The sequence below is a fragment of the Methylobacterium sp. AC832 genome (genome assembly GCF_979256025.1).
In genome coordinates, this window is the sequence record NZ_CEEDMV010000002.1 from 537,345 (window position 1) to 558,189 (window position 20,845).

The following is a 20,845-nucleotide window of genomic DNA, read 5'->3' on the forward strand; positions in this document are numbered from 1 at the left end:
GGTTCGAAATTGATGGAGGTGACGGGCCCCGGATCGGGTCGGGGCCCGCCCTTTCGGGTCAGCGTTTGCCGGTTCAGCGCTTGCCGGTGACCGTGTCGACCACCGAGGCGACGCCGTCCTTGGCCTCGCCGACGGTGCGCTGGGCTTCGCCCTCGAGTTCCTGGGCCTTGCCCTCGGCCACCAGCGTGTCGTTGCCCGTGACCTTGCCGGCCGCCTGCTTGACGTTGCCGGCGGCTTCGTTGGCGAGGCCCTTCAGCTTGTCCGTGGTGCTGCTCATGGGGATGCTCCTTCGGTTAAATGATGAGGATCGTGAGGGGGGCGGCCGGTAGTGGGTGACCGGCCGGGGAGTGGCTCAGGCGCGGCGGGCGCCGTAGCTGTCGGCGAGGGTGTTGAGCTTCGGGGCGCCGAGGCGGCCGCCGAAGAAGCCGGCGAGCGCGCCGAGGATCAGGGCAAGCGCACCGTAGAAGGCGCCCTGGGTGGCGGCGGACTTGGCGGCGACGGCCGCGGCCTCGGCCTTCTGCTTGGCGGTGGCGACGGTCTCTTCGTACTGCTTGCGGTAGTCCTGGATCTGGGTCTTGGCCTGGTCGACCGGGATGCCCTGGGCCTTGGCCAGCGCGTCGGCGGCACGGTTCTCGGCCTGGGCCTTCTGGCTCGGATCACCCGTGAACAGGGCGCGGATCGCGGCGACGGCGGCGTCCTTGGCGGCCTGCGGGTCCTGGCCGGCGGCCTGGTTGCGGACGCTCTGCTCGATGCCGTCGAGCGGGTTGGTGATCTTCGACAGCGACGGGGCGGCGGCCTGGGCCGCGGTCTGCACGGTGCCGCCGACCAGCGAGCCGGCTCCGCCCAGCGTGCTGGTCACGCCGGAGAAGGCGCCGCCGATGAGGCCGCCCGCAGCGGAGGTGAGAAGATATAGGACGACGAGGGTGGTCACCGCCCAGGAAACGAGGCCGTGCAGGCCGGCGGCGCCCGTGACGGGCTTGCCCGACAGACGCCCGGCGATGAAGCCGCCCGCGAGGGCGGCCACGATGCCCGAGACGATGAACCAGATGCCGGCGCTGAGCGACAGGGTCGAGGCAGCCGGGTTGTCGGCGGCCACCGGTCCGACGCTGGACAGGCCGATGCCGACGCCGACCATGTTGAGGATGACCTGGGTCACCAGGGCGGTGACGGCGCCGGCGAAGATCGCGCCCCACGACACCTGGTTCAGCAGGACGGTGCGGGTGTCGGCGGCGGCCGGGGTGGATGAGGTCGCAAGAAGGGGGGAAGTGGACACGATACTGGTACTCCGGGTCGTCGGTCGTCCGAGAAGCTCGGTCGTTCGGGGGTGGGTGAACTCATGGGCCCGACCGCGCGGTCACGGCGCGGTCGGGCCGATCGATCGCGGCGCTAGAGCTGCTCCCGGCCACGTTGGGTCGGGGCACATCTCCAGGCCTTTGTTTTGCCGCGCTCTTTTTCGCCGAACCGGCATCCACTTCGGCGGAGAGCGCTCTAAGCGTCAGTCGCGGCCGTGGATGAGGAGGCCGATTCCGTAGCCGAGGAGACCCGCGACCAGCAGGGCGGCGACAGGGTGCTCGGCGATCTGGTTGCTGGCTTCGCGGCTGCCTTGGCGCAGATAATTGCCGCCGTTTTCGTAGGCGTCCTCGGCCCGGTCATAGGCCTCGCGGCCAGCGCTGCGGACGGAGCGCTCTGCGCGGTCGTAGGTGTCGGCAGCGGCGCCCTGGGCGCGGCGCGCGCGGTCCTCGACGTCGTCGGACCCGATCAGGTTTCCGACCGTGTCGCGAACCTTACCGCCGATGTCGCGGGCGGTATCGACCACTTGGTCGGCCGCGTCGCGCACGGTGTCCTTGGCCTGGCCATAGAGGTTCTCGGCAGCACCCTGTGCCTCACGCGCACGGCCCTCTGCCGAATCCCGCTTCGAACCGGTGAGGTCGCCCACCGTGCCCTGCACTTTGCCGCCGAGTTCCTTGGCGGCGCCCGTGATGCGATCCGCATCGACCATGATGTCTCTCCTGTTCTTGTCGTGAAGGATGTTCGTGAAGCGTGACGTTCCGCCGAAGCTACGACTTTGGGGTGGTCTTCGGTTTCACGTCGGGTTTCAGTAATTTCTGCTGAGATCTGCCATCGGCTTCGACTTCTGGATCTCCGACCAGTTTTCCGATGGCCTCTTTCACCGAGGCCTTGAGCTTGTCGGAAGCATCGGTCGTCTTTTGCGCGCTCACGGGATGCTCCAATGCCTCAGTGACTGACACACCCCTCAAGTGGCCCGTGCTCACTGCCGAGCAATGATGCAAATCTACTAGTAGAGTGATTTTTATTCGTCAGTTCAGAGCGAGGGGAAACTGTCGCTACGGCTCTGGACAACGTCTGCGGAATGCTCGTGCTCGTTGAGCTTCCGGCGGGCGGCCTCCGTGTGGCCGCCTGTCATGACGATCGGGACAAGACAGTCCTTGCGCCCGCCGACCCGCCGAAGCTCATGCCTGCCGCCGCCAACCACCTTCGACCGCCTTCCGTGCCGCCTGTATCAAGCCCGCCTCTAACAGGTGGGGGTGGCCGGCGGTTCCGATGTGTGAAAGCGAAAGACTGGTATATCTGGATCATTGACGTGAACGTGAGCGATCATCCAGAAGCGCGTACGTATTCTCAACCGTAGAAGCACGGCGACCTCCGGCCGCTATCCGGTACAAGGACGTATCTGCGGAATGTACGTCACCACAGAAGCTAAAGAATCTTCATATCCAGATGGCTCGAATCCCCCCGTGCAGGATGAGCTTGGACGAAGACTTGAAGAGCTCATTCCCAGAGCGGGCACGGTCGAGGCCGATACGCGGCTCGGTAGGGTTCTGCTCCGGCTCAGGGCCGCCCTGCTCGACGCGGAGGCGGAGCGGCAGGTCTCGAAGGCGTTCGGCGACGGGGTGATCGCCCTCGTGCCGCGCCTGCGCCGCTCCGCTCTCCTGCGCACCGGCAACATCGTGGAGGCCGACGACATGGTCCGGGCCACGCTGATGCGGGCCTGGGAACAGCGCTCCCGGTTCGCTGAGGGCACCAGCCTCGTGGCGTGGCTGTTCACGATCCTGCGCAATATCCACCACAACAAGCACAGGCGCGTGAGGCGCCGGATCTTGGATTTCGACGGTGCCGTCGCGGCCGAACACTCGGCTGCTGCCAACCAGCAGCAAGGGGCCGCCCATCTCGTATTACAGGCCGCCCTGGATGCCGTTCCCATGGAGGAGCGAGAGACGTTGTTGCTGGTGACGGTGGATGGACTCACGCATGAGGAGGCGGCCGCCGTGCTCGGCTGCCCCGTCGGCACCGTGAGGGTCCGGGTGAGCCAGGCGCGTTACCGCCTCACCCTTGCCCTGGGCCAATGACGACGATGTCCGCGCGCCTGCGCTGAGGGTGAGGAGTCGCCCGGCCGTTCGGTCCGGTGTCCGTCGCTCGGCTGGCCCTGTCGGGTCCCGGCGCTATCGTCGCGCAAGCGATCAGGCTGTCCGAAGCGTGGAGGATGGCCCCTCGTCAGCCGTGGGCGGAGGGTCGTAACGCGACATGTCGGGTGCCTTCGGCGCATTCGAGAACAGTTTTCCCGCGATACGCCGTGTGATGGGCATGCTGGCGAAGCGCAACGCACCGTGGAGGAGACGGATGCCGAGGCGACTTTTCGGGTTCGCCAATTTCGGGGCGATCTTCGGGACGCCTTGGCCCTGCTCGACCATTGGTCGCATCGCCCTCTCGTAGGCATCGAAGCCTGAGCGAATATCGGCGGTCCGCGAGAGCTCGTGGGCCAGCACGAAGGCGCCGGTGATGGCGAGGGTGGTGCCGATGCCCGCGAGCGGCGTGGCGCACCAGGCCGCATCACCCACCAACGCAACGCGGCCCTTCGACCAGTGCGGCATCCGGACCTGGCGAAGGACGTCGAAGTAGAAATCCTCCGTCGTGTCCAGGCCGGCGAGGACACGTCCGGTCTGCCAGCCGGCACCGGCGAAGCGCTCCCGCAGGAACGCCTTCTGCTGGTCGCTGTCCCAGCTTTGCTCGTTCCCCGGCGGCTGCCGGAGGGACAGCATCGCCCGCGTGGTGCCGTTGCGGTCGGGTCGAAGCGAGACGCTCCGGCCACCGGTCGCGTTGTACCAGCGCCAGAGCCGGTCGTCGTCGGCGACGCGCGGGATGGTGAAATAGGCGATGACGAGATCCATCCAGCGCGGATCGTTCTCGCCGGGGAAGACGAGCTCGCGCGTCGCCGAACCGACACCCTCGGCGATGACGACGGCGTCGTAGCGCTCGGTGCGGCCGCTCGCGAAGGTGACGGTCGCCGCCTCCCCGTCCTGGTCGATCCTGTCGATGCTGTCACCGAAGCGAAACTGCGCCATGTCGCGCCCGGCCTCGTAGAGGAGGCGGGCGAGGTCCCCGCGCAGGATCTCCATCTCGGCCGTCGGTCCGTCGCCGCCGTCCCTGTCCACGAGGAATTGAGCGGCGATCCGGCCCTCGCCATCGACCCAAGCGGTTCCGGTTTCGCCCGTTCCGCGTTCGAGGGCGATCTGTTCCAGTCCCATCCGGCGCAGCACGTCACGGCCGACGCCGCGCACGTCGATGTTCTGCCCGCCGTCCCGGAAGGCGGGTGCCCGCTCGACCACGGTGACCTCGTTTCCGAGATGGGCGAGCCACCATGCGAGGGTACAGCCGGCCACGCTGGCTCCGGTGACGAGGATGCGATGAGCCATGAAATGTCCGGGGGCGTGGTGACGATGTGGGGCTGGATCTAGGTTCCGAGCACGGAAGCACCAGCGGACGATCGATGTCAGGGGGCAGGCTTCCCGACTTCGACGCCAGGAATTCGTGAATACCGCTTCGATCAGTCGACGAGCGCGTTCATCCGCTTCGTCGTCAATTGCCTCAGGATGCGCCCGAGCTGTTCGGCCGAGTACGGCTTGTGCAGAAGCTCGAAACCCTCCGTTCCATCCTGCGCCAGGACGTGGCTGTAGCCTGAGGCGAGCAGTATCGGCAGGCTCGGCAGCTGCGCGCGCAATCGCTTGGCCAGGGCGATGCCGCCCATGCCCGGCATCACCACGTCCGAGAACACGGCGTCGAATCCGTTGCCCTCGCTCCCCAACAGCTCCAGGGCTTCCTCGGCATTGACGGCCCAGGTGGTGCGGTAGCCGAGGTCTTCGAGGATCTGCGTCGCGAAGCGGCCCACCTCGATATTGTCCTCGACCACCAGGACGCGCTGGCCCGCACCCATCGGGGAGCCCGGGGCCGGCTGCGGTATCTCGCGGTCCGCGCCGTTCTGCTCGATCACGATCTCGGGCAGGTAGAGCGTGAACGTCGTGCCGTGCCCGAGCCTGGTCGACACGTCGACATCGCCGCCGGACTGCTTGGCGAAACCGAACACCTGGCTGAGGCCGAGGCCGGTTCCCTTCCCCACCTCCTTGGTGGTGAAGAACGGCTCGAAGATGCGGCCCAACTGCTCAGGCGCGATTCCGGTGCCCGTATCGGTGAGAGAGATCGCCGCGAAGGCTCCAAGGGCGACCGCATGCCCCCGGATCGGCGGCAGCTTTCCCCGGCGCACCAGAGTCAGGGTCAGGGTCCCCTCCCCGTCCATCGCATCGCGGGCATTCACCGCCATGTTGACGAGGGCGGTTTCGAACTGGCTCAGGTCCGCCTTCACGAAGCAGGGCTCGTCGGGCGTTTCCACCGTCAGGCGAATGCGGGCCCCCGTCACGGTGTCGATCATCTCGGAGACGGCGCGCAGGCGCTCGCCGACCTCGAACACTTCGGGCTTGAGGGCCTGGCGGCGGGCGAAGGCGAGGAGCTGCCCGGTCAGCTTCGCGGCGCGGTCGACCGTATCGGACACGGCATCGAGGTAGCGCCGCTTGCGCTCCTCGGGCAGCTCCGGCCGGCGCAGGAAATCGACGGAGGAGCGGATGATGGTGAGAAGGTTGTTGAAATCGTGCGCCACGCCCCCGGTCAGCTGCCCGACGGCCTCCATCTTCTGCGATTGGCGCAACGCTTCCTGCGTGTCGGCGAGTGCGGTCTCGGCGCGTAGCCGCTCCGAGATATCCTTGGCGTAGTGGAACGCCCCGACGATGTGTCCCACCTCGTCGCGCAAGGGCGAGTAGGACACCTCCCAATAGGGCTTCGCCAGGTCGGGGTCGCCGAATTCCTCGGTGACGGTGAATGTCTCGCCCCGGAGCGCGCGCTCCATCAACCCGCGCATGACCGGGGCCTGGTCCGGCGGGAACAGGTCGGGGAACACCTCGCCGACCTGCACGCGGTGGGCGAAGATGCGGAAGAACTCGTCGCTATGGGCCTGATTGAAGGCGATGAGCCGGTACGCGGTGTCGAAGGCGCAGATGGGCGCAGCGCTGGATTGGAGGATGTCGCGCGACAGACGAAGCTCTGCCGTCCGCTCCGCGACCTGCCGCTCCAGGTCGTCGTTCAGGGCTTGCAGGGCCTCCGCCCCGGCTTGCCGCGCGGTCTCGGCCCGGTAGCGCTCGGTGATGTCGCGGGAGATGCCGACGAGCTTGAGGGCACCGCCCTCGTCGGGCTGGAAGGGTGCGAAGCTCACCTCCCACCAGCGGAGGTCGCCATCGGCCGTCTGGGCCTGCCCCTCGATGCGTGAGACCTCTCCGGCGGCCGCCCGCCGGACGGCATCGCGCAGCTTGGCGCGCTCGTCCTCCGGCCAGAGCCCGGCATATTCCTGCCCCACCACGTCCTGCAGCGATCCGATCTGGTTGAGTTCCAGGCCCCGCGCGCTCATGAACTCCAGCGTGCCGTCGGCGGAGAGCACCTTCACGCAATCCGGGCTCGCCCTGAGGATGCCTCTGACGAAGGCGTCGCTGCGCCGGAGCGCCTCCCGGTCGGCGAGGCGCCTATGCGCGTCGAGATGGAAGCCGATGAGGTCGGCGAACATCCTGAACATGCCGACTGTCTCCGGCGTGTTCAGTCGGGCCGGACGAGGGTCGATGGCGCAGAGCGTGCCGAAGAAGCTGCCGTCCGGCAGGGTGATGGGCATCGAGATGTAGCTCTGGAAGCCGTACATCTCCGGGGTCGGATGCGCCTGGTACGCCGGGTCCTCGGACACGTGGTCGATGACCACGCCCGTCCCGGACGAGCGGATCGCGTCGCAGATCGTGGTGGCGACCGGCAGCTCGCCGCCCGGCGCCAGACCGAAGGCGATGTCGTCCTTGACACTGCAGGCGACCCAGCGGTCGTCCGTCACCCTGGCGATGGCGGCGAAGCCCATGCCGGTCGTCCGACAGACCACGTTCAGGATCGTCGGAACCGCGGCGATGCCCTCGACCGCAATGATATCCGCCTGGAAGTCGTGCGGGGCGGACGGAGCGGCAATCGAGGCGGTCATCATCTGTCCGCCGCTTTGGCGGAGCTATGGCCGCGGGAGCGAGGCACCGCGTGGTCACGCTCGATCAGAAGGCGAAGACCGGCGCGGACGACTTCGCTGGCATTTGCGTAATGCCCACTCGCGACCTGACCCTTGATGTAGCTCTCCAGCTCATGGGTCAGGGCGATGTTGCGGGTCGGCGTGCTCGACATGACCGAACGGTGTCACAGGGCCATAAAGCTGTCAAAAGTTAGCAACTGTACCGGTCGAGGGGGCAGCGGCAGCGGTTCAATCAGCTCTGATCCCGCAGGCATCCGGGAGCGTGCCGAACCGGCCGTTCGACCACATCCGGGGCATCCCGATCCGTTCAGCGCAGGGGCTGGAAGGCCCCTACGAGGCAACGTCCCCTCCATCGAGCGAGACCGAACCCGTCGAAAAGCGGCGTGTGGCATGTCCCGCCGCCTCATGTTTCAGATGACGTGTGCCATGCCCATGGCCCGAAGCATGTCGTTCTGGATCGGAGCCACCGCCTCATTGATGCGCGCGACGCCGAAATCCACGCCCTCTGGCATGACCACCGTGCGCAGGGGACGCCGCTCCGTTGCCTCGACCAGCCCGGCGATCGCATCGGCGACGAGTTGCGGGCGCGGAGGATGGGCGGGGTCGTACGACTTGTCGGCGTTGTCCTTGATCTGGCCCGGGATCGACGCCACTGCGCCATAGGCGGTCAGTACGTCCGTATCGGACGGCTCGGGGCTGGACGAGATCAGGTTGCTGGGGAACGGGCCCGGCTCCACGATGACCGAATCGATCCCGAAGCCGCTCAGCTCGTAACGATAGGTCTCCGCCAGGGCTTCGAGCGCGAACTTGGTCGCCGCATAGACACCGAAGAACGGGATGACGAAGCGTCCCATCAGCGACGTGACCTGCACGATCAGTCCGCTGCCGGCGGCGCGCATATGCGGCAGGACGGCACGGTCGGCGCGGACCGCCCCAAAGACATTGACCGCGAACAGCCGTTCGACATCGGCGATCGTGTAGGCTTCCGTCACCCCGATGGGCATCAGGCCGGCATTGTTGACCAGAACGTCGATCCTGCCGTGCTGCGCGATGACCCGAGCGATGGCGGCCTCGACCGAGTCGTCGCTGACCACATCCATTTCGAGGACCTGCAGGGGATTCCCCTCCGCCTTCGCGGCCTCGATCAGCTCGTTCCGGACCGCGCTGTTCCGGCCCTCGACATCCCGCATGGTCGCGATGACGCTGTGACCGCGCCTCGCCAGTTCCAGGGCCGTGAGTTTTCCAAAGCCACTGCTCGCGCCGGTGACCACAACGACTTTCGCGCTCATCCTCAGTTCTTCCTTTTCCATCCGGGGCGCGCCTACGGGACTCGGCCTCTGCCGCCCTTTGGGCGGGGCCGCTCCTGTCGGGGCCTCGCCGTCCGTCCGCCCTTCCTCTAGCGTAGATTTTTCTGCGGCTTCAGATCTGAGTATTCGCTTCTTTGTTGCCTGTGGCGCTACAATCGACGGATCAGGATCGGCAGGATCGGGCGACCGATGCGGGACAAGTTCGACGGCGTGCAGATCTTCGTGGAGGCGGTAGAGGCTGGCGGGTTCGCGCGGGCGGCGGACCGGCTGTCCCTGTCCCGGTCCGCCGTCGGCAAGGCCGTGGCCCGGCTCGAGGAGCGGCTCGGCGTGCGCCTGTTCCAACGGACCACGCGCACCCAGAGCCTGACGGAAGCCGGGCAGCAATTCTACGAACATTGCCTGCGCGCCGTCGCGGAATTGCGGACCGGCGAGGCGCTCCTCGAATCGGGCCGCCAGGAGGTGGCGGGGCGATTGCGGATCTCGATGCCGGTTCTCCTCGGCCGGCGCTGCGCGGCGCCGATCCTGCTCGACTACGCCAAGGCGCATCCGAAGCTGGAACTCGACCTGAATTTCAGCGACCGGGTCATCGATCTGATCGCCGACGGCTTCGACCTCGGGCTGCGCTTCGGCGCGCTCGGCAACAACAGCTCCCTGCGTGCCCGGCGGCTGGTGACGGAACGTATGGTGCTCTGCGCCTCCCCGTCCTACCTCGATGCACGCGGACGCCCGGAGGAGCTCGCGGATCTCGCCGGGCACGACGCGCTCGCCTATGCGCGCGGCGACCGCGGCTATGCCTGGCGCCTGCCGGATGCCAACGGCGTCCTCGTCCCGGTTTCCCCACATTCCAGGCTGCGGTTCGACGACGTCGAAGTCATTCTGAGCGCCGCCAAGGCGGGGCTCGGCCTCTGCTGGCTCCAACACTGGCTGATCCGCGACAGCCTGCAAAAGGGTGAACTCGTCCAGCTCTGGGCGGAGCGGCCCTACGCGACCATGGATTGCTACGCCGTCTGGCCCGCGGCACGGTATCTGCCGTTGCGGTCACGCCTCGCCATCGATGCGCTCGCCAGCCGGATGCCGAGTGACGGTGTCGTCAAGCACCCTGGGTAGGATCGCGGAGCCCCCCGGGAGATATGCGGGAGTGGGCCGTTCAGGGGGCGGCCCGATTCGGTTCATAGGCTATCGACCTGTCTTGCCGATTCATCACCGAGGAGCGGGCAGATCCCAACCTTGCCATAGACGGCGATTGACTGACTTCCCGAAAGCAGATGTCCACCGGCCCAAGACTGGCAGTGCTCCACGGGGACGCAGCTGTGATCGACGCACCCACGAGCTATGAGGTTTGCGCTCCGGTGAGATAGTCCCAAAGCTCGTCGGCGGCGTGATTGCGGCACTCGAGCGAGCGGAACAGTCTGATCTCGATGGGCACGTCGAACTGTTCGTGCCCCGCGCGGACGAGGCGACCGCGCGTCTGATCGTCGGCCGCGACCGTTTGTGGGAGCCAGGCGACGCCGTGCCCCTCGCGCGCCATGGTCGTCAGCGTCGCGGCGAGATGCGAGGTGAAGCGCGTGTCGAGGTGGAACGAATCCCCGTTGCGGCAGCTCGCGAGGATGCGGCCGAGGCCCGAGGCCTGGCTGTAGGCCAGGTAGGGAACCGGCTCGGCGGACGATCCCGGCAGCGACCACAGACCCGCGCCGTCTCCCGAGGGCGCGCAAAGCGGGATGAGACGATCGTCGCCGACCCGCACGCTCTCGAACCGGTCGGGCTCGAACCGCGTCGGGGCGTTCCCGTGGAAGTGGCAGAGCAGGAAGTGCACCTCGCCCGACAGCATGATCTGCTCGCAGGCTTCCATGCTGTCCGAAATGAGATTGAGCGTGCCCAGCGTCCGGGATCGCATGACCCGGCGGACCCAACTCGGAAAGAACGTGAACGATAGGGCGTGGGTCGCGGCGATGGAGAGCGTCGCCGTATCCTGAGCGCCCACCGCCCGCGTCTCGCGGCGGGCCCGCTCCAGGCTGTGCAGCAGAGCCTGGGCTGCCGGGAGGAAGGTGACGCCGGCCGGGGTCAGCGCCGCCCCTTGCGCGCCCCGTGCGAAGAGCGGCGTCCCGACCCAATCCTCGAGAGCCCGGATGCGCCGGCTGAAGGCCGGCTGCGTCACGCTCCGGGCCTCCGCCGCCCGCGAGAACGTCTTCTGCTCCGCCAGTGCGAGGAAGTCCTTCAGCCAGTCCAGATCCATCGATCAGCCCAGATCCATCGGTCGGACCATGTCCATCCGTCCGTCCAGCCCGATGCCGTTCGCGCATAGCCCGAACCGAACATGGCATTGGCCGGACGAGGGTGTCCAGGCGTACCCACAGCATCAAGCCCCACAAGAGGGATCACTAATCAAGCTGCCCGCTAAGTGGCAGATCAGGAGGAAACAGATCATGAAGTCATGGCTAAGCCGACTCTATGTTCAAGTCTTCATAGCAATCGTCCTCGGCGGGTTCGTCGGGTATTTCCTGCCGGACGTCGCCGTCACGCTGCAGCCCCTGGCGGACGGCTTCATCAAGCTGATCAAGATGCTGCTCGCGCCGGTCATCTTCGGTACCATCGTGGTCGGCATCGCCAAGATGGGTAACATGAAGGAGGTCGGCCGCATCGGTGTGCGCGCGCTGATCTACTTCGAGGTCGTCTCGACGCTGGCCCTCGTCATCGGCCTCGTGGTGGTCAACGTGATGCAGCCGGGCGTCGGCATGAACATCGACGCCACGCATATCGACGGCAGCGCCATCGCCTCCTACGCCAAGCGGGCGGAAGCGCAGCCCGGCATCGTCGGCTTCCTCATGGACATCATCCCCTCGACGATGGTGGATGCCTTCGCCAAGGGCGCCATGCTGCAGATCATCCTGATCTCGCTGCTCTTCGGCCTCGCCCTGGTTCAGGCGGGCGAACGCGGCAAGCCGGTGGTCGTCGTCATCGACAGCCTGCTGGACGCGCTGTTCCGCATCGTCGCCATGGTGATGCGCCTGGCCCCCATCGGTGCGGGTGCCGGCGTCGCCTTCACCATCGGCAAGTACGGCTTCGGTACCGTCTGGTCCCTCGCCTACCTGATGCTCGGTGTCTACGCCACGTCGATCCTGTTCGTCGTGCTGGTGCTCGGCTCCGTCTGCGCCTGGACCGGGTTCTCGCTCTTCAAGGTCCTCGGCTTCTTCAAGGACGAGATCCTCATCACCTTCGGGACCTGCTCCACCGAGGCCGTGATGCCCCGGATGATGGCCAAGCTGGAGCGGGTGGGCTGCGAGAAGTCGGTGGTCGGCCTCGTTCTGCCGACGGGCTACACCTTCAACGCCGACGGCACCTGCATCTACCTGACCATGGCGGCGATCTTCGTCGCCCAGGCCACCAACACGCCGCTGGGCATCGGCGACCAGCTCGTCGTCCTGGGCGTGCTGCTCCTGACCTCGAAAGGGTCGGCGGGTGTCGCCGGGGCCGGGTTCGTCACCCTCGCCGCCACCCTGTCGAGCATCCACACCGTCCCGGTCGCCGGCCTCGTCCTTCTGCTCGGCGTCGATCGCTTCATGAACGAGGCGCGGGCGGTCACGAACCTCATCGGCAACGCGGTCGCCACCATCGCGGTCGCCAAGTGGGAAGGCGCCTTCGACCTCGCCAAGGCGGAGGAGGCCTACCGCAACCGGGCCGCCGTCTCATCCGAGGACGTCGTTCCCGACACGGAAGTCGGGCATGCCCTGCCCCGCCCCGTGGCGGCCGCCCACTAGACCTTCCGGCCGCTTTCGTCCGCTTCCGTCCCTTCCCCCCGCGCGAATCCCTTCGCACCTCAAGGAGAGCCACCATGCGTATCGTCGACGTCTGCGAGATCACCAAGCCGATCTCCTCGCCCATCCGCAACGCCTATATCGACTTCTCGAAGATGACCGCCAGCCTCGTGGCCGTGGTCACGGATGTGGAGCGCGACGGCCGCCGGGTGGTGGGCTACGGCTTCAATTCCAACGGCCGCTACGGCCAGGGCGGCCTGATCCGCGAGCGCTTCAAGAACCGCATCCTCGAGGCCGAACCTGCGAGCGTGCTCAACGAGGCCGGTGACAATCTCGACCCGCACAAGCTCTGGGCGGCGATGATGACCAACGAGAAGCCCGGCGGCCACGGCGAGCGCTCGGTGGCGGTGGGCACCCTCGACATGGCGATCTGGGACGCCACCGCCAAGATCGCCGGCAAGCCGCTGTTCCGGATGCTCGCCGAGCAGAAGGGCGTCGAGGCCAATCCGCGCGTCTTCGTCTACGCGGCCGGCGGCTATTACTATCCCGGCAAGGACGACACCCAGCTGCGTGCCGAGATGCGCGGCTACCTCGACCGTGGCTACAACGTCGTGAAGATGAAGATCGGCGGCGTGCCGATCGAGGAGGACCAGCGCCGCATCGAGGCCGTGCTGAAGGAGATCGGCTCGCAGGCGCAGCTCGCCGTCGACGTGAACGGCCGCTTCAACCTCGAACAGGGCATCGCCTACGCCAAGATGCTGCGCCAGTACCCGCTGTTCTGGTACGAGGAGATCGGCGATCCCCTCGACTACGCCCTGCAGGCCGCGATCTCCGAGTTCTATCCCGGCCCGATGGCGACCGGCGAGAACCTGTTCTCGCACCAGGATGCCCGCAACCTCCTGCGCTACGGCGGCATGCGGCCCGACCGCGACTACCTGCAGTTCGACTGCGCCCTCTCCTACGGACTCGTCGAGTATCTCCGCACCCTCGACGTGCTGGAGCAGTTCGGCTGGTCGCCCAAGCGCTGCATCCCGCATGGCGGTCACCAGATGTCGCTCAACATTGCGGCCGGCCTCGGGCTGGGCGGCAACGAGAGCTACCCGGACCTGTTCCAGCCCTATGGCGGCTTCCCGGACGGGGTGAAGGTCGAGGACGGCCACATCGTCATGCCGGAGCTTCCCGGCATCGGCTTCGAGGGCAAGTCGGACCTGATCAAGGTCATGCGCGAACTCGCCGAGTAAGCGGCGACCGATCCGTGCGGGGCGCGATCCGGCCCCGCACGGCCTCCACCGCCGTCGCCCGGCTCCGGGCGGCGGCCGTCTTCCGGGAACCGACGTGTCGAGGAAATCCGTACGATGCGACCGCTCAGTGATGAGGAGCGAGCCGTTCTGTCCGCTTTGACCGAAGATTTCGTCAGCGCCACGGTGGTCAAGGTCAGGTCCGGCCTTCCGCGCGGCCAGAGGAACGAGACAGTCCTCGCGGCCTGTATGGGATTGGCGCAACGCGGTCTTGCCGAGCGGGTCGGCTCCGGGTTGCGGTCCACCCTCCGTTGGCGGAAAGCACAAGGTGGCTTCGCCCCGGAGCGGGAGCGCCACCTCCACGGAACACGCAACTGCGAAGAGGCCCCATGACAGCGCATGCGAAGGCGGAGATCCTGCTGCTTAAGGCGATCCTTCCCGATACGATCCGGGCCCTCGAGGAGCGCTTCGTCCTCCACCGCCTCGATCGGGCCACCGATCGGGACGCGTTCCTGGCGGAGGTCGGCCCGGCCATCCGCGGCGTGGTGGTGGGAGGACAGGCGCCGGCGGGAGCCGATCTCTTCGCGCGCCTCCCCGCCCTGGAGATCGTCGCCAATTTCGGTGTCGGCTACGACACGATCGACGTCGCGGCTGCCAAGGACCGGGGCGCCGTCGTCACCAACACCCCGGACGTGCTCACCGAGGAGGTCGCCGACCTCGCCCTCGGCCTGCTCCTCGCCACCGTCCGCCGCCTCCCACAGGCCGACCGCTATCTCCGCTCGGGCGCCTGGCCGAAAGCCCCGTTTCCGCTCTCGCCCTCCCTGCGCGGGCGCCGCATCGGCATCCTCGGCCTCGGGCGGATCGGGCATGCCATCGCCACGCGCCTCGATGGATTCGGCTGCGCCATCGCCTATCACGGCCGCCGCCGGCAACCCGAGGTGGCCTATGACTACCACCCGAGCGCGGTCGAGCTGGCGCGGGCCTGCGACGTCCTTGTGGTCGTCGCGCCCGGCGGCGGAGCCGGACCCCTCGTCACCGCGGAGGTGCTGGGCGCACTCCGCCCCGACGGTATCCTCATCAACGTGGCGCGCGGCAGCCTCGTCGACGAGGACGCCCTGATCGCGGCCCTGCAGCAGGGCGCGATCCACTCGGCCGGCCTCGACGTGTTCGCGGACGAACCCCGGGTTCCCGACGCCCTCATTGCCTTGGACAACGTCGTCCTGCTGCCGCATGTGGGCTCGGCCACCCACCATACCCGCCGTGCCATGGGCAACCTCCTCGTGGACAACCTCGTTTCCTGGTTCGAGGGTCGGGGGCCGGTGACCCCCGTCGCCGAGACGCCCTGGCCGCCGAGCGCCGCCTGATCCCCAAACCCATCCGCGGAGCGCCATTCCCATGACATCACGCCACTATCGCATCGCCGTCATTCCGGGCGACGGGATCGGCAAGGAGGTCGTGCCGGAGGGCGTGCGCGTCCTCGAGAAGGCGGCCAAGCGCCACGGCTTCAGCCTCGAGTTCGACTGGTTCGACTTCGCGAGCTGCGATTATTACGAGCGGCACAACCGGATGATGCCGGAGGACTGGAAGACGCAGATCGGCGGTCACGACGCGATCTTCTTCGGCGCGGTCGGCATGCCGGACAGGGTGCCCGATCACGTCTCGCTCTGGGGCTCGCTGATCCTGTTCCGGCGGGAATTCGACCAATACGCCAACCTTCGCCCGGTGCGCCTGATGCCGGGCGTGAAGAGCCCGCTCGCCGACCGCAAGCCCGGCGACATCGATTTCTGGGTGGTCCGCGAGAACACGGAAGGGGAATACTCGAATGCGGGCGGGCGCATGTTCGCCGGCACGGACCGCGAATTCGCCCTGCAGGAGACGATCATGACGCGCCACGGCGTCGACCGCATCCTGAAATTCGCCTTCGAGCTGGCCCAGAGCCGCCCGAAGAAGCACCTGACCTCGGCCACCAAGTCCAACGGCATCTCGATCACGATGCCCTATTGGGACGAGCGGGTGAAGGAGATGGCCAAGGCCTACCCGGACGTGGCCTGGGACCAGTACCATATCGACATTCTGACGGCCCATTTCGTGCTGAACCCGGACCGGTTCGACGTGGTTGTCGCCTCGAACCTGTTCGGCGACATCCTCTCCGACCTCGGACCCGCCTGCACCGGCACGATCGGCATCGCGCCCTCCGGCAACATCAACCCGGAGCGGCTCTTCCCCTCGGTGTTCGAGCCGGTGCACGGCTCGGCCCCCGACATCGCCGGCCAGGGCATCGCCAACCCCATCGGCCAGATCTGGTCCGGCTCGATGATGCTGGAGCATCTCGGCGAGCCCGAGGCCGCCCGGGAGATCGTCACAGGTATCGAGCGCGTCCTCTCCGAGCGGACCCTGCGCACCCGCGATCTCGGCGGCAACGCCGATACCGAAGCCTGCGGCAGGGCGGTGGAAGAAGCCCTCGGATAAGGGCATCCGGCTGGAACGGCAGGACGCGGCCACCGACGCCGAAGGCCGCATACTCGATCAGACCGGCGTCGGACCTTCCGGCGCCGGTACTTTCGTCGTCCGCTCCCGGCAAACAGCCGGTTGAAGTCCACCTGTGACTTCCATTCGGGGCGACGACCGAGCGTCCGGTTCCCGCGATCAAGATCAATCTACACTAAGGTCGACCTAGCCCTCCGTACCGAACGAGGTCGTGGCCTCCCGATTGCGCCGATGAGTGGCGAGTGGGGACGAAGCGCCATGGGATCATCGCTGAGGAGCATCGCGAGCGAGACTGAGGATACCAGGCAGGGGCCACGCAAAAACTGCCCATCGATGCCGTCAGGTGAACACCACGTCCCGATTGTTCGCGCTGTCCGGCAGATACCTCTCAGAGAACCAAAAAGCCCCGGACCAGAGGTCCAGGGCTCAAAGGCTAGGTCGATCTAACGACTAGGAATGATTGGTAGCGAGGGAGAGATTTGAACTCCCGACACAAGGATTATGATTCCTCTGCTCTAACCAACTGAGCTACCCCGCCACAACAAAGGAACCCGCGCGGTGCAGGCGCCCCTGAAGAGATCGGCGGTATAAAGAAATCCGCCTTCGGGTGTCAACGGGGAGTTTGCCACTTGCGAGCTCCCCGTTGCGGTTTTCTCAGAGGCGGGTTCCCAGGATTTCGGCCACCTGCGGGATGTCCTTGTCGCCACGGCCCGAGAGATTGAGCACCATCAGGTGTTCGGCCGGCTTCGTCGGCGCGATTTCGAACACCTTGGCGAGGGCGTGAGCCGGCTCCAGGGCCGGGATGATGCCCTCCAGCATCGAGCACAGCTTGAACGCTTCCAGCGTCTCGGAATCCGTCGCCGAGAGGTAGGTGACGCGCTTGGCCTCGTGCAGCCAAGCGTGTTCGGGGCCGATGCCGGGATAATCGAGGCCGGCGGAGATCGAGTGGGCGTCGGCGATCTGGCCGTCCTCGTTCTGAAGAAGGTAGGTTCGGTTGCCATGGAGCACTCCCGGCTTCCCGCCGGAGAGGGAGGCGGCGTGCAGGCCCGACGAGATGCCGTGGCCGGCGGCCTCGACGCCGTAGATCTCCACCTCGCGGTCGTCGAGGAACGGGTGGAACAACCCCATGGCGTTGGAGCCGCCGCCGATACAGGCGATGAGCGAGTCGGGCAGTCGCCCTTCCATCTCCAGCATCTGCTCCTTCGTCTCCCGGCCAATGATCGATTGGAAATCGCGCACCATCGCCGGATAGGGATGCGGGCCGGCCACCGTGCCGATGCAGTAGAACGTATCTGCGACGTTGGTGACCCAGTCGCGCAACGCCTCGTTCATGGCGTCCTTGAGGGTCTTGGTGCCGGATTCCACCGGGATCACCTCGGCGCCGAGCATCTTCATGCGGAAGACGTTGGGCGCTTGGCGCGCTACGTCGACGGCGCCCATGTAGACGACGCATTTCAAGCCGAACCGGGCGCAGAGGGTGGCGGTGGCGACCCCGTGCTGCCCGGCGCCCGTCTCGGCGATGATCCGGGGCTTGCCCATGCGGCGGGCCAGCATGATCTGACCGAGCACGTTGTTCACCTTGTGCGAACCGGTATGGTTCAACTCCTCGCGCTTGAAGAAGACCTTGGCTCCGTGACCCGGGGCCGATGCCGCGCGCAGGTGCTCGGTCAGGCGCTCGGCATAGTAGAGCGGGCTCGGACGGCCGACATAATGGGTCAGATGGCCGTTCATCTCCTGCTGGAAGGACGGATCTGCCTTCGCTTCCGTATAGGCCTTCTCGAGATCGAGGATGAGCGGCATCAGCGTCTCGGCGACGAAGCGTCCGCCAAAGATGCCGAAGCGGCCGCGCTCGTCCGGTCCGTTGCGGAACGAGTTCGGAGAGGGGGCGATGGTCAAGGTCAGTCGTCCTTCACGTCGTCGGCTGGCGGATCGCCGCCGGGCCTGTGCGTTCGGTATGGGGTTGCGCCAATGCCTAGACCCGTGCGGGGGGCGGCTACAATGCGGCGAACGCGTCGATTTGTGAAATCGGACGCTATTCGCCAGTCCGAACCGCCGCAATGAAGGCTCCGATGCGCTCGGAACTCTTTTCTCCCGGCCGGGTCTCGACCCCCGAAGAGACGTCGACAGCGCGAAGGCCCGTCCGACGGAGGGCCTCGGCAACATTGCCGGGAGCGAGGCCGCCGGACAGCATCGTCCCCGCCGGCAGGTCCAGCCCCGCGAGGATGTCCCAATCAAAGGCAATGCCGTTGCCGCCCGGCAGGGCCGCGTCGGGCGGAGGCTTCGCGTCGAGGAGAATGCGGTCGGCCGCTTCATAGGCGGAGAGAACGTCGAGATCCGAACGCGTCGAGACGCCGAGCGCCTTCATCACGGGGCGATTGCTGTGGGCACGGATGGCCGCGACCCGCTCCGGGGTCTCATGGCCGTGGAGTTGGATCCAATCCGGATCGACGGCCCTCAGGGCCGCATCGATCAGAGCATCGTCGGGATCGACGAGAAGGATGACCCGCTCCGCCCTGCCCTTCGCCTGTTCCGACAGCCGACCCGCCGTCTCGAAGTCGACATGACGCGGGCTCTTCGCGAAATGCACGAGGCCGACAAGGTCAGCCCCCGCCAAGAGCGCTGCGTCGAGGGCCGCGGGGGTACTGAGCCCGCAGATCTTGACGCGGATCGACGACATGGCTGCGCTTGGCCTCTAGCGCGGGGCGGGGAGCGCGACGCGGCCGTCCTGGCCGGGATAACGCTCGGCCGGCGTGGGCTCGCTGGCCGCGACGCGGGATTTCAGACGCTCGGTCTCGCCCTCCAGGCGACGGATCTCACGGCGGCGGGCGGCGCTCGTGCGCCGGGTGCCGGACTGGCCGAGCCAGGTGCCGATACCGCCGCAGAGAATGCCGATGGCGACAGAGGCGAAGATCAGGACGTAGAGTGGCAATGGCAGGCTGAAGGCCGGCGTGTCCGCCGTGAACGGATCGAAGGACAGGCGGACGACCTCCCGGTTCGCCACGGCCAGGGCCACGACCACGATCGCGACGGGAAGCAGCACCAAACCCTTGAAGAAGCGGATCATCGAGACACTCCGGTCGGTAGGACGAGGCTTTGCATGGGCTCAGGATTCCTCATTCTCGGAGGGCTCCTCTGCGCCGATGCCGGCCTCGTTGAGTCGCTGGCGCATCTCCTTGCCCGTCTTGAACACGGGGATGGCCTTCTCGGAGACGGCAACGGGCTCACCGGTGCGCGGGTTGCGCCCGCGGCGCGCATCACGACGCTTGACCGAGAAAGCGCCGAAGCCGCGCAACTCTACCCGGTCGCCGCGTGACAAGGCTTCCGCGATCGTGTCGAGGATCGCCTTCACGAGGGTTTCCACGTCGCGCTGGTAGAGATGCGGGTTCTGCTCTGCGATCCTGAGCACGAGCTCCGACTTGATCATGCGGCGGTCTTCCCTGACTTCATGCGGTTCCGGCACCCCTGCGGACGTGATCCAGGCCGGGGTGATTCGGCGTCGCCCTCAAGGCGCATCGGTTGAGGCCGGACGCCAGAGAGCCAGCATTCCCCCTTGCGCGATGCTCGCCGTCTCGTCGCCGACCTGACGCAGGCGCGTCGCGAGACCGCCCATGCCAAGGAGATCGGCGCCCGTGCCGAGAGCCGACCAGAGTTTGAAGTCGCTCTCGGATTTGGGCTTCCAATCACGGATGGGCAGGCCCTTGGCGACGTTGCGCTCCGCCTCGAGCCAAGTCACCGCCTGACGTTCGCCGCCGACGCTATCCACCAGCTTCAACGGAACGCTCTGGCGGCCGCTGAAGACGCGCCCGTCGGAAACGGTCGCCAATTCCTTCTCGGAGAGTTTGCGCCGCTCGGAGACGAGGCCTTTGAACCAGGCGTAGGTGTCGCCCACAACGGAGGCCAGGGCGGCCCGTGCCTCGGGCGAGGTCGGGGTGAAGCCGGATGGCTCGGCCTTCAGGGGCGACGACTTCACCGACTCGACCTTGACGCCGACCTTGTCGAGCAGCCCGGACAGATCGGGATATTGGAACAGCACGCCGATGGAGCCGACCAGGGCGGTTTCCCGAGCGACGATATGATCGGCCGCGATGGCGGCGATATAGGCGCCGGAGGCCGCCGTGCCATCGACGAAGGCCACCATCGGCTTCTTCTCGGACAGCGAGCGTAGGTTGCGGTAGAGTTCCTCAGAGCCGGTGGTTGTGCCGCCCGGCGAGGAGATCGAGACGATGACGCCCTGCACGGCGCTGGCATCGCGGACGCGCTCGATCAGCTTCGTCGTCGATTCGCTGCCGGCGATGAAGCCACCGATGGAGATTCGCGCGATCTGTGGTTTCACGGCTGGGAAGCCGAACCCGTCATTGCCCCGGACCCGGTAGCCCACCGCACCGACGGCGACGATCAATCCGCCGATTCCCACGACGCGCCAGAGGGAGAGCTTGCGGCGCAGGCGCCGACGATCGATCAGAAGTTCGGCGTCTGCAGCCATGCGATCGTCCCGTTCCCTTAACGTTTCCGCCCGTTTCGGCCGGTTCTTCGCTCATGGGCAAGGAGGCGTGCATCCATGGTGCACCCCTCCGCCCGTCAAGACTTGTTTCACACCCGCCGGTGGTTTGCACCAAACCTTTGGGAGCTCACACGTCCTTCCGCCGGAAGGTCGCCGAAGCCCGGGGGGAC

21 protein-coding genes and 1 tRNA gene are annotated in these 20,845 nt (G+C 67.0%); 7 read left to right on the plus strand and 15 right to left on the minus strand.

The annotated features are described in order from the left end of the window. Nucleotides 1-73: 73 nt before the first annotated feature. From AC0IXR_RS09700 to AC0IXR_RS09715, 4 genes are all read right to left on the minus strand, one after another. Complete coding sequence (locus AC0IXR_RS09700; protein ID WP_471760562.1) at nucleotides 74-277, minus strand: CsbD family protein; 204 nt, start codon at nucleotides 275-277, stop codon at nucleotides 74-76. A gap of 75 nt (nucleotides 278-352) precedes the next feature. Continuing rightward, nucleotides 353-1,273 carry a PhnA-like protein gene (locus AC0IXR_RS09705; protein ID WP_471760563.1) on the minus strand — a complete coding sequence of 307 codons (921 nt, stop codon included), beginning with the start codon at nucleotides 1,271-1,273 and terminating at the stop codon, nucleotides 353-355. Nucleotides 1,274-1,495: 222 nt separating this feature from the next. Next, the gene (locus tag AC0IXR_RS09710; RefSeq protein WP_419953811.1) at nucleotides 1,496-1,999 is read right to left on the minus strand and encodes a CsbD family protein; all 504 of its coding nucleotides are present in this window, start codon (nucleotides 1,997-1,999) and stop codon (nucleotides 1,496-1,498) included. Nucleotides 2,000-2,057: 58 nt separating this feature from the next. After that, nucleotides 2,058-2,219 (minus strand): CsbD family protein, encoded by a 162-nt coding sequence (locus tag AC0IXR_RS09715; protein WP_200919214.1) that lies wholly within the window; start codon nucleotides 2,217-2,219, stop codon nucleotides 2,058-2,060. A gap of 537 nt (nucleotides 2,220-2,756) precedes the next feature. Here AC0IXR_RS09715 and AC0IXR_RS09720 point away from each other — a divergent pair. After that, nucleotides 2,757-3,368, plus strand: a complete 612-nt coding sequence (locus tag AC0IXR_RS09720; protein WP_471760564.1) for a sigma-70 family RNA polymerase sigma factor — start codon at nucleotides 2,757-2,759, stop codon at nucleotides 3,366-3,368. 111 nt (nucleotides 3,369-3,479) lie between these two features. Here the strand turns inward: AC0IXR_RS09720 and AC0IXR_RS09725 are convergent, their stop codons facing one another. From AC0IXR_RS09725 to AC0IXR_RS09740, 4 genes are all read right to left on the minus strand, one after another. Continuing rightward, nucleotides 3,480-4,712, minus strand: a complete 1,233-nt coding sequence (locus AC0IXR_RS09725) for an FAD-dependent monooxygenase (protein WP_471760565.1) — start codon at nucleotides 4,710-4,712, stop codon at nucleotides 3,480-3,482. A 131-nt stretch (nucleotides 4,713-4,843) separates the two neighbouring features. Next, nucleotides 4,844-7,351 (minus strand): PAS domain-containing protein, encoded by a 2,508-nt coding sequence (locus AC0IXR_RS09730; RefSeq protein WP_471760793.1) that lies wholly within the window; start codon nucleotides 7,349-7,351, stop codon nucleotides 4,844-4,846. Beyond that, nucleotides 7,351-7,542, minus strand: coding sequence for a type II toxin-antitoxin system ParD family antitoxin (locus tag AC0IXR_RS09735; RefSeq protein WP_056433188.1), 192 nt, complete (start codon nucleotides 7,540-7,542; stop codon nucleotides 7,351-7,353). The genes AC0IXR_RS09730 and AC0IXR_RS09735 overlap by 1 nt, the downstream gene beginning before the upstream one ends. A gap of 258 nt (nucleotides 7,543-7,800) precedes the next feature. Next, on the minus strand, nucleotides 7,801-8,679 hold the full coding sequence (locus tag AC0IXR_RS09740) for an SDR family oxidoreductase (RefSeq protein WP_311273926.1): 879 nt from the start codon (nucleotides 8,677-8,679) through the stop codon (nucleotides 7,801-7,803). Between the two features lie 207 nt (nucleotides 8,680-8,886). Between AC0IXR_RS09740 and AC0IXR_RS09745 the strand changes: the two genes are divergently transcribed. Beyond that, on the plus strand, nucleotides 8,887-9,804 hold the full coding sequence (locus AC0IXR_RS09745; protein ID WP_207411838.1) for a LysR family transcriptional regulator: 918 nt from the start codon (nucleotides 8,887-8,889) through the stop codon (nucleotides 9,802-9,804). 223 nt (nucleotides 9,805-10,027) lie between these two features. Here the strand turns inward: AC0IXR_RS09745 and AC0IXR_RS09750 are convergent, their stop codons facing one another. Beyond that, on the minus strand, nucleotides 10,028-10,930 hold the full coding sequence (locus AC0IXR_RS09750; RefSeq protein ID WP_311273927.1) for a LysR family transcriptional regulator: 903 nt from the start codon (nucleotides 10,928-10,930) through the stop codon (nucleotides 10,028-10,030). A gap of 190 nt (nucleotides 10,931-11,120) precedes the next feature. On the opposite strand from AC0IXR_RS09750, the gene dctA reads away from it, so the two are divergent. The 5 genes from dctA to AC0IXR_RS09775 all read left to right on the plus strand — a co-directional run bounded on the left by dctA (nucleotide 11,121) and on the right by AC0IXR_RS09775 (nucleotide 16,156). After that, nucleotides 11,121-12,452 carry a C4-dicarboxylate transporter DctA gene (dctA, locus tag AC0IXR_RS09755; RefSeq protein WP_471760566.1) on the plus strand — a complete coding sequence of 444 codons (1,332 nt, stop codon included), beginning with the start codon at nucleotides 11,121-11,123 and terminating at the stop codon, nucleotides 12,450-12,452. Nucleotides 12,453-12,526: 74 nt separating this feature from the next. Then, complete coding sequence (locus AC0IXR_RS09760) at nucleotides 12,527-13,690, plus strand: mandelate racemase/muconate lactonizing enzyme family protein (RefSeq protein ID WP_056433205.1); 1,164 nt, start codon at nucleotides 12,527-12,529, stop codon at nucleotides 13,688-13,690. 114 nt (nucleotides 13,691-13,804) lie between these two features. Further along, a complete protein-coding gene (locus AC0IXR_RS09765; protein ID WP_471760567.1) occupies nucleotides 13,805-14,080 on the plus strand; it encodes a hypothetical protein in 276 nt (91 codons plus the stop codon). Next, nucleotides 14,077-15,051 carry a 2-hydroxyacid dehydrogenase gene (locus AC0IXR_RS09770; protein WP_461233902.1) on the plus strand — a complete coding sequence of 325 codons (975 nt, stop codon included), beginning with the start codon at nucleotides 14,077-14,079 and terminating at the stop codon, nucleotides 15,049-15,051. The genes AC0IXR_RS09765 and AC0IXR_RS09770 overlap by 4 nt, the downstream gene beginning before the upstream one ends. A 31-nt stretch (nucleotides 15,052-15,082) precedes the next feature. Continuing rightward, the gene (locus tag AC0IXR_RS09775) at nucleotides 15,083-16,156 is read left to right on the plus strand and encodes a tartrate dehydrogenase (protein WP_471760568.1); all 1,074 of its coding nucleotides are present in this window, start codon (nucleotides 15,083-15,085) and stop codon (nucleotides 16,154-16,156) included. A 479-nt stretch (nucleotides 16,157-16,635) separates the two neighbouring features. On the opposite strand, the gene AC0IXR_RS09780 is transcribed toward AC0IXR_RS09775, so the two are convergent. From AC0IXR_RS09780 to sppA, 6 genes are all read right to left on the minus strand, one after another. Next, nucleotides 16,636-16,712, minus strand: a tRNA-Met gene (locus AC0IXR_RS09780). 116 nt (nucleotides 16,713-16,828) lie between these two features. Beyond that, on the minus strand, nucleotides 16,829-18,070 hold the full coding sequence (trpB, locus tag AC0IXR_RS09785) for a tryptophan synthase subunit beta (protein WP_056433223.1): 1,242 nt from the start codon (nucleotides 18,068-18,070) through the stop codon (nucleotides 16,829-16,831). Nucleotides 18,071-18,206: 136 nt separating this feature from the next. Next, nucleotides 18,207-18,851: a phosphoribosylanthranilate isomerase gene (locus tag AC0IXR_RS09790; RefSeq protein ID WP_056433227.1), complete on the minus strand. Its 645-nt coding sequence runs from the start codon at nucleotides 18,849-18,851 to the stop codon at nucleotides 18,207-18,209. 15 nt (nucleotides 18,852-18,866) lie between these two features. Next, complete coding sequence (locus AC0IXR_RS09795; protein WP_056433230.1) at nucleotides 18,867-19,238, minus strand: LapA family protein; 372 nt, start codon at nucleotides 19,236-19,238, stop codon at nucleotides 18,867-18,869. Nucleotides 19,239-19,277: 39 nt separating this feature from the next. Next, a complete protein-coding gene (locus AC0IXR_RS09800; protein ID WP_056433233.1) occupies nucleotides 19,278-19,598 on the minus strand; it encodes an integration host factor subunit beta in 321 nt (106 codons plus the stop codon). A 78-nt stretch (nucleotides 19,599-19,676) separates the two neighbouring features. Beyond that, a complete protein-coding gene (gene sppA, locus AC0IXR_RS09805) occupies nucleotides 19,677-20,657 on the minus strand; it encodes a signal peptide peptidase SppA (protein ID WP_056433234.1) in 981 nt (326 codons plus the stop codon). Nucleotides 20,658-20,845: the final 188 nt, after the last annotated feature.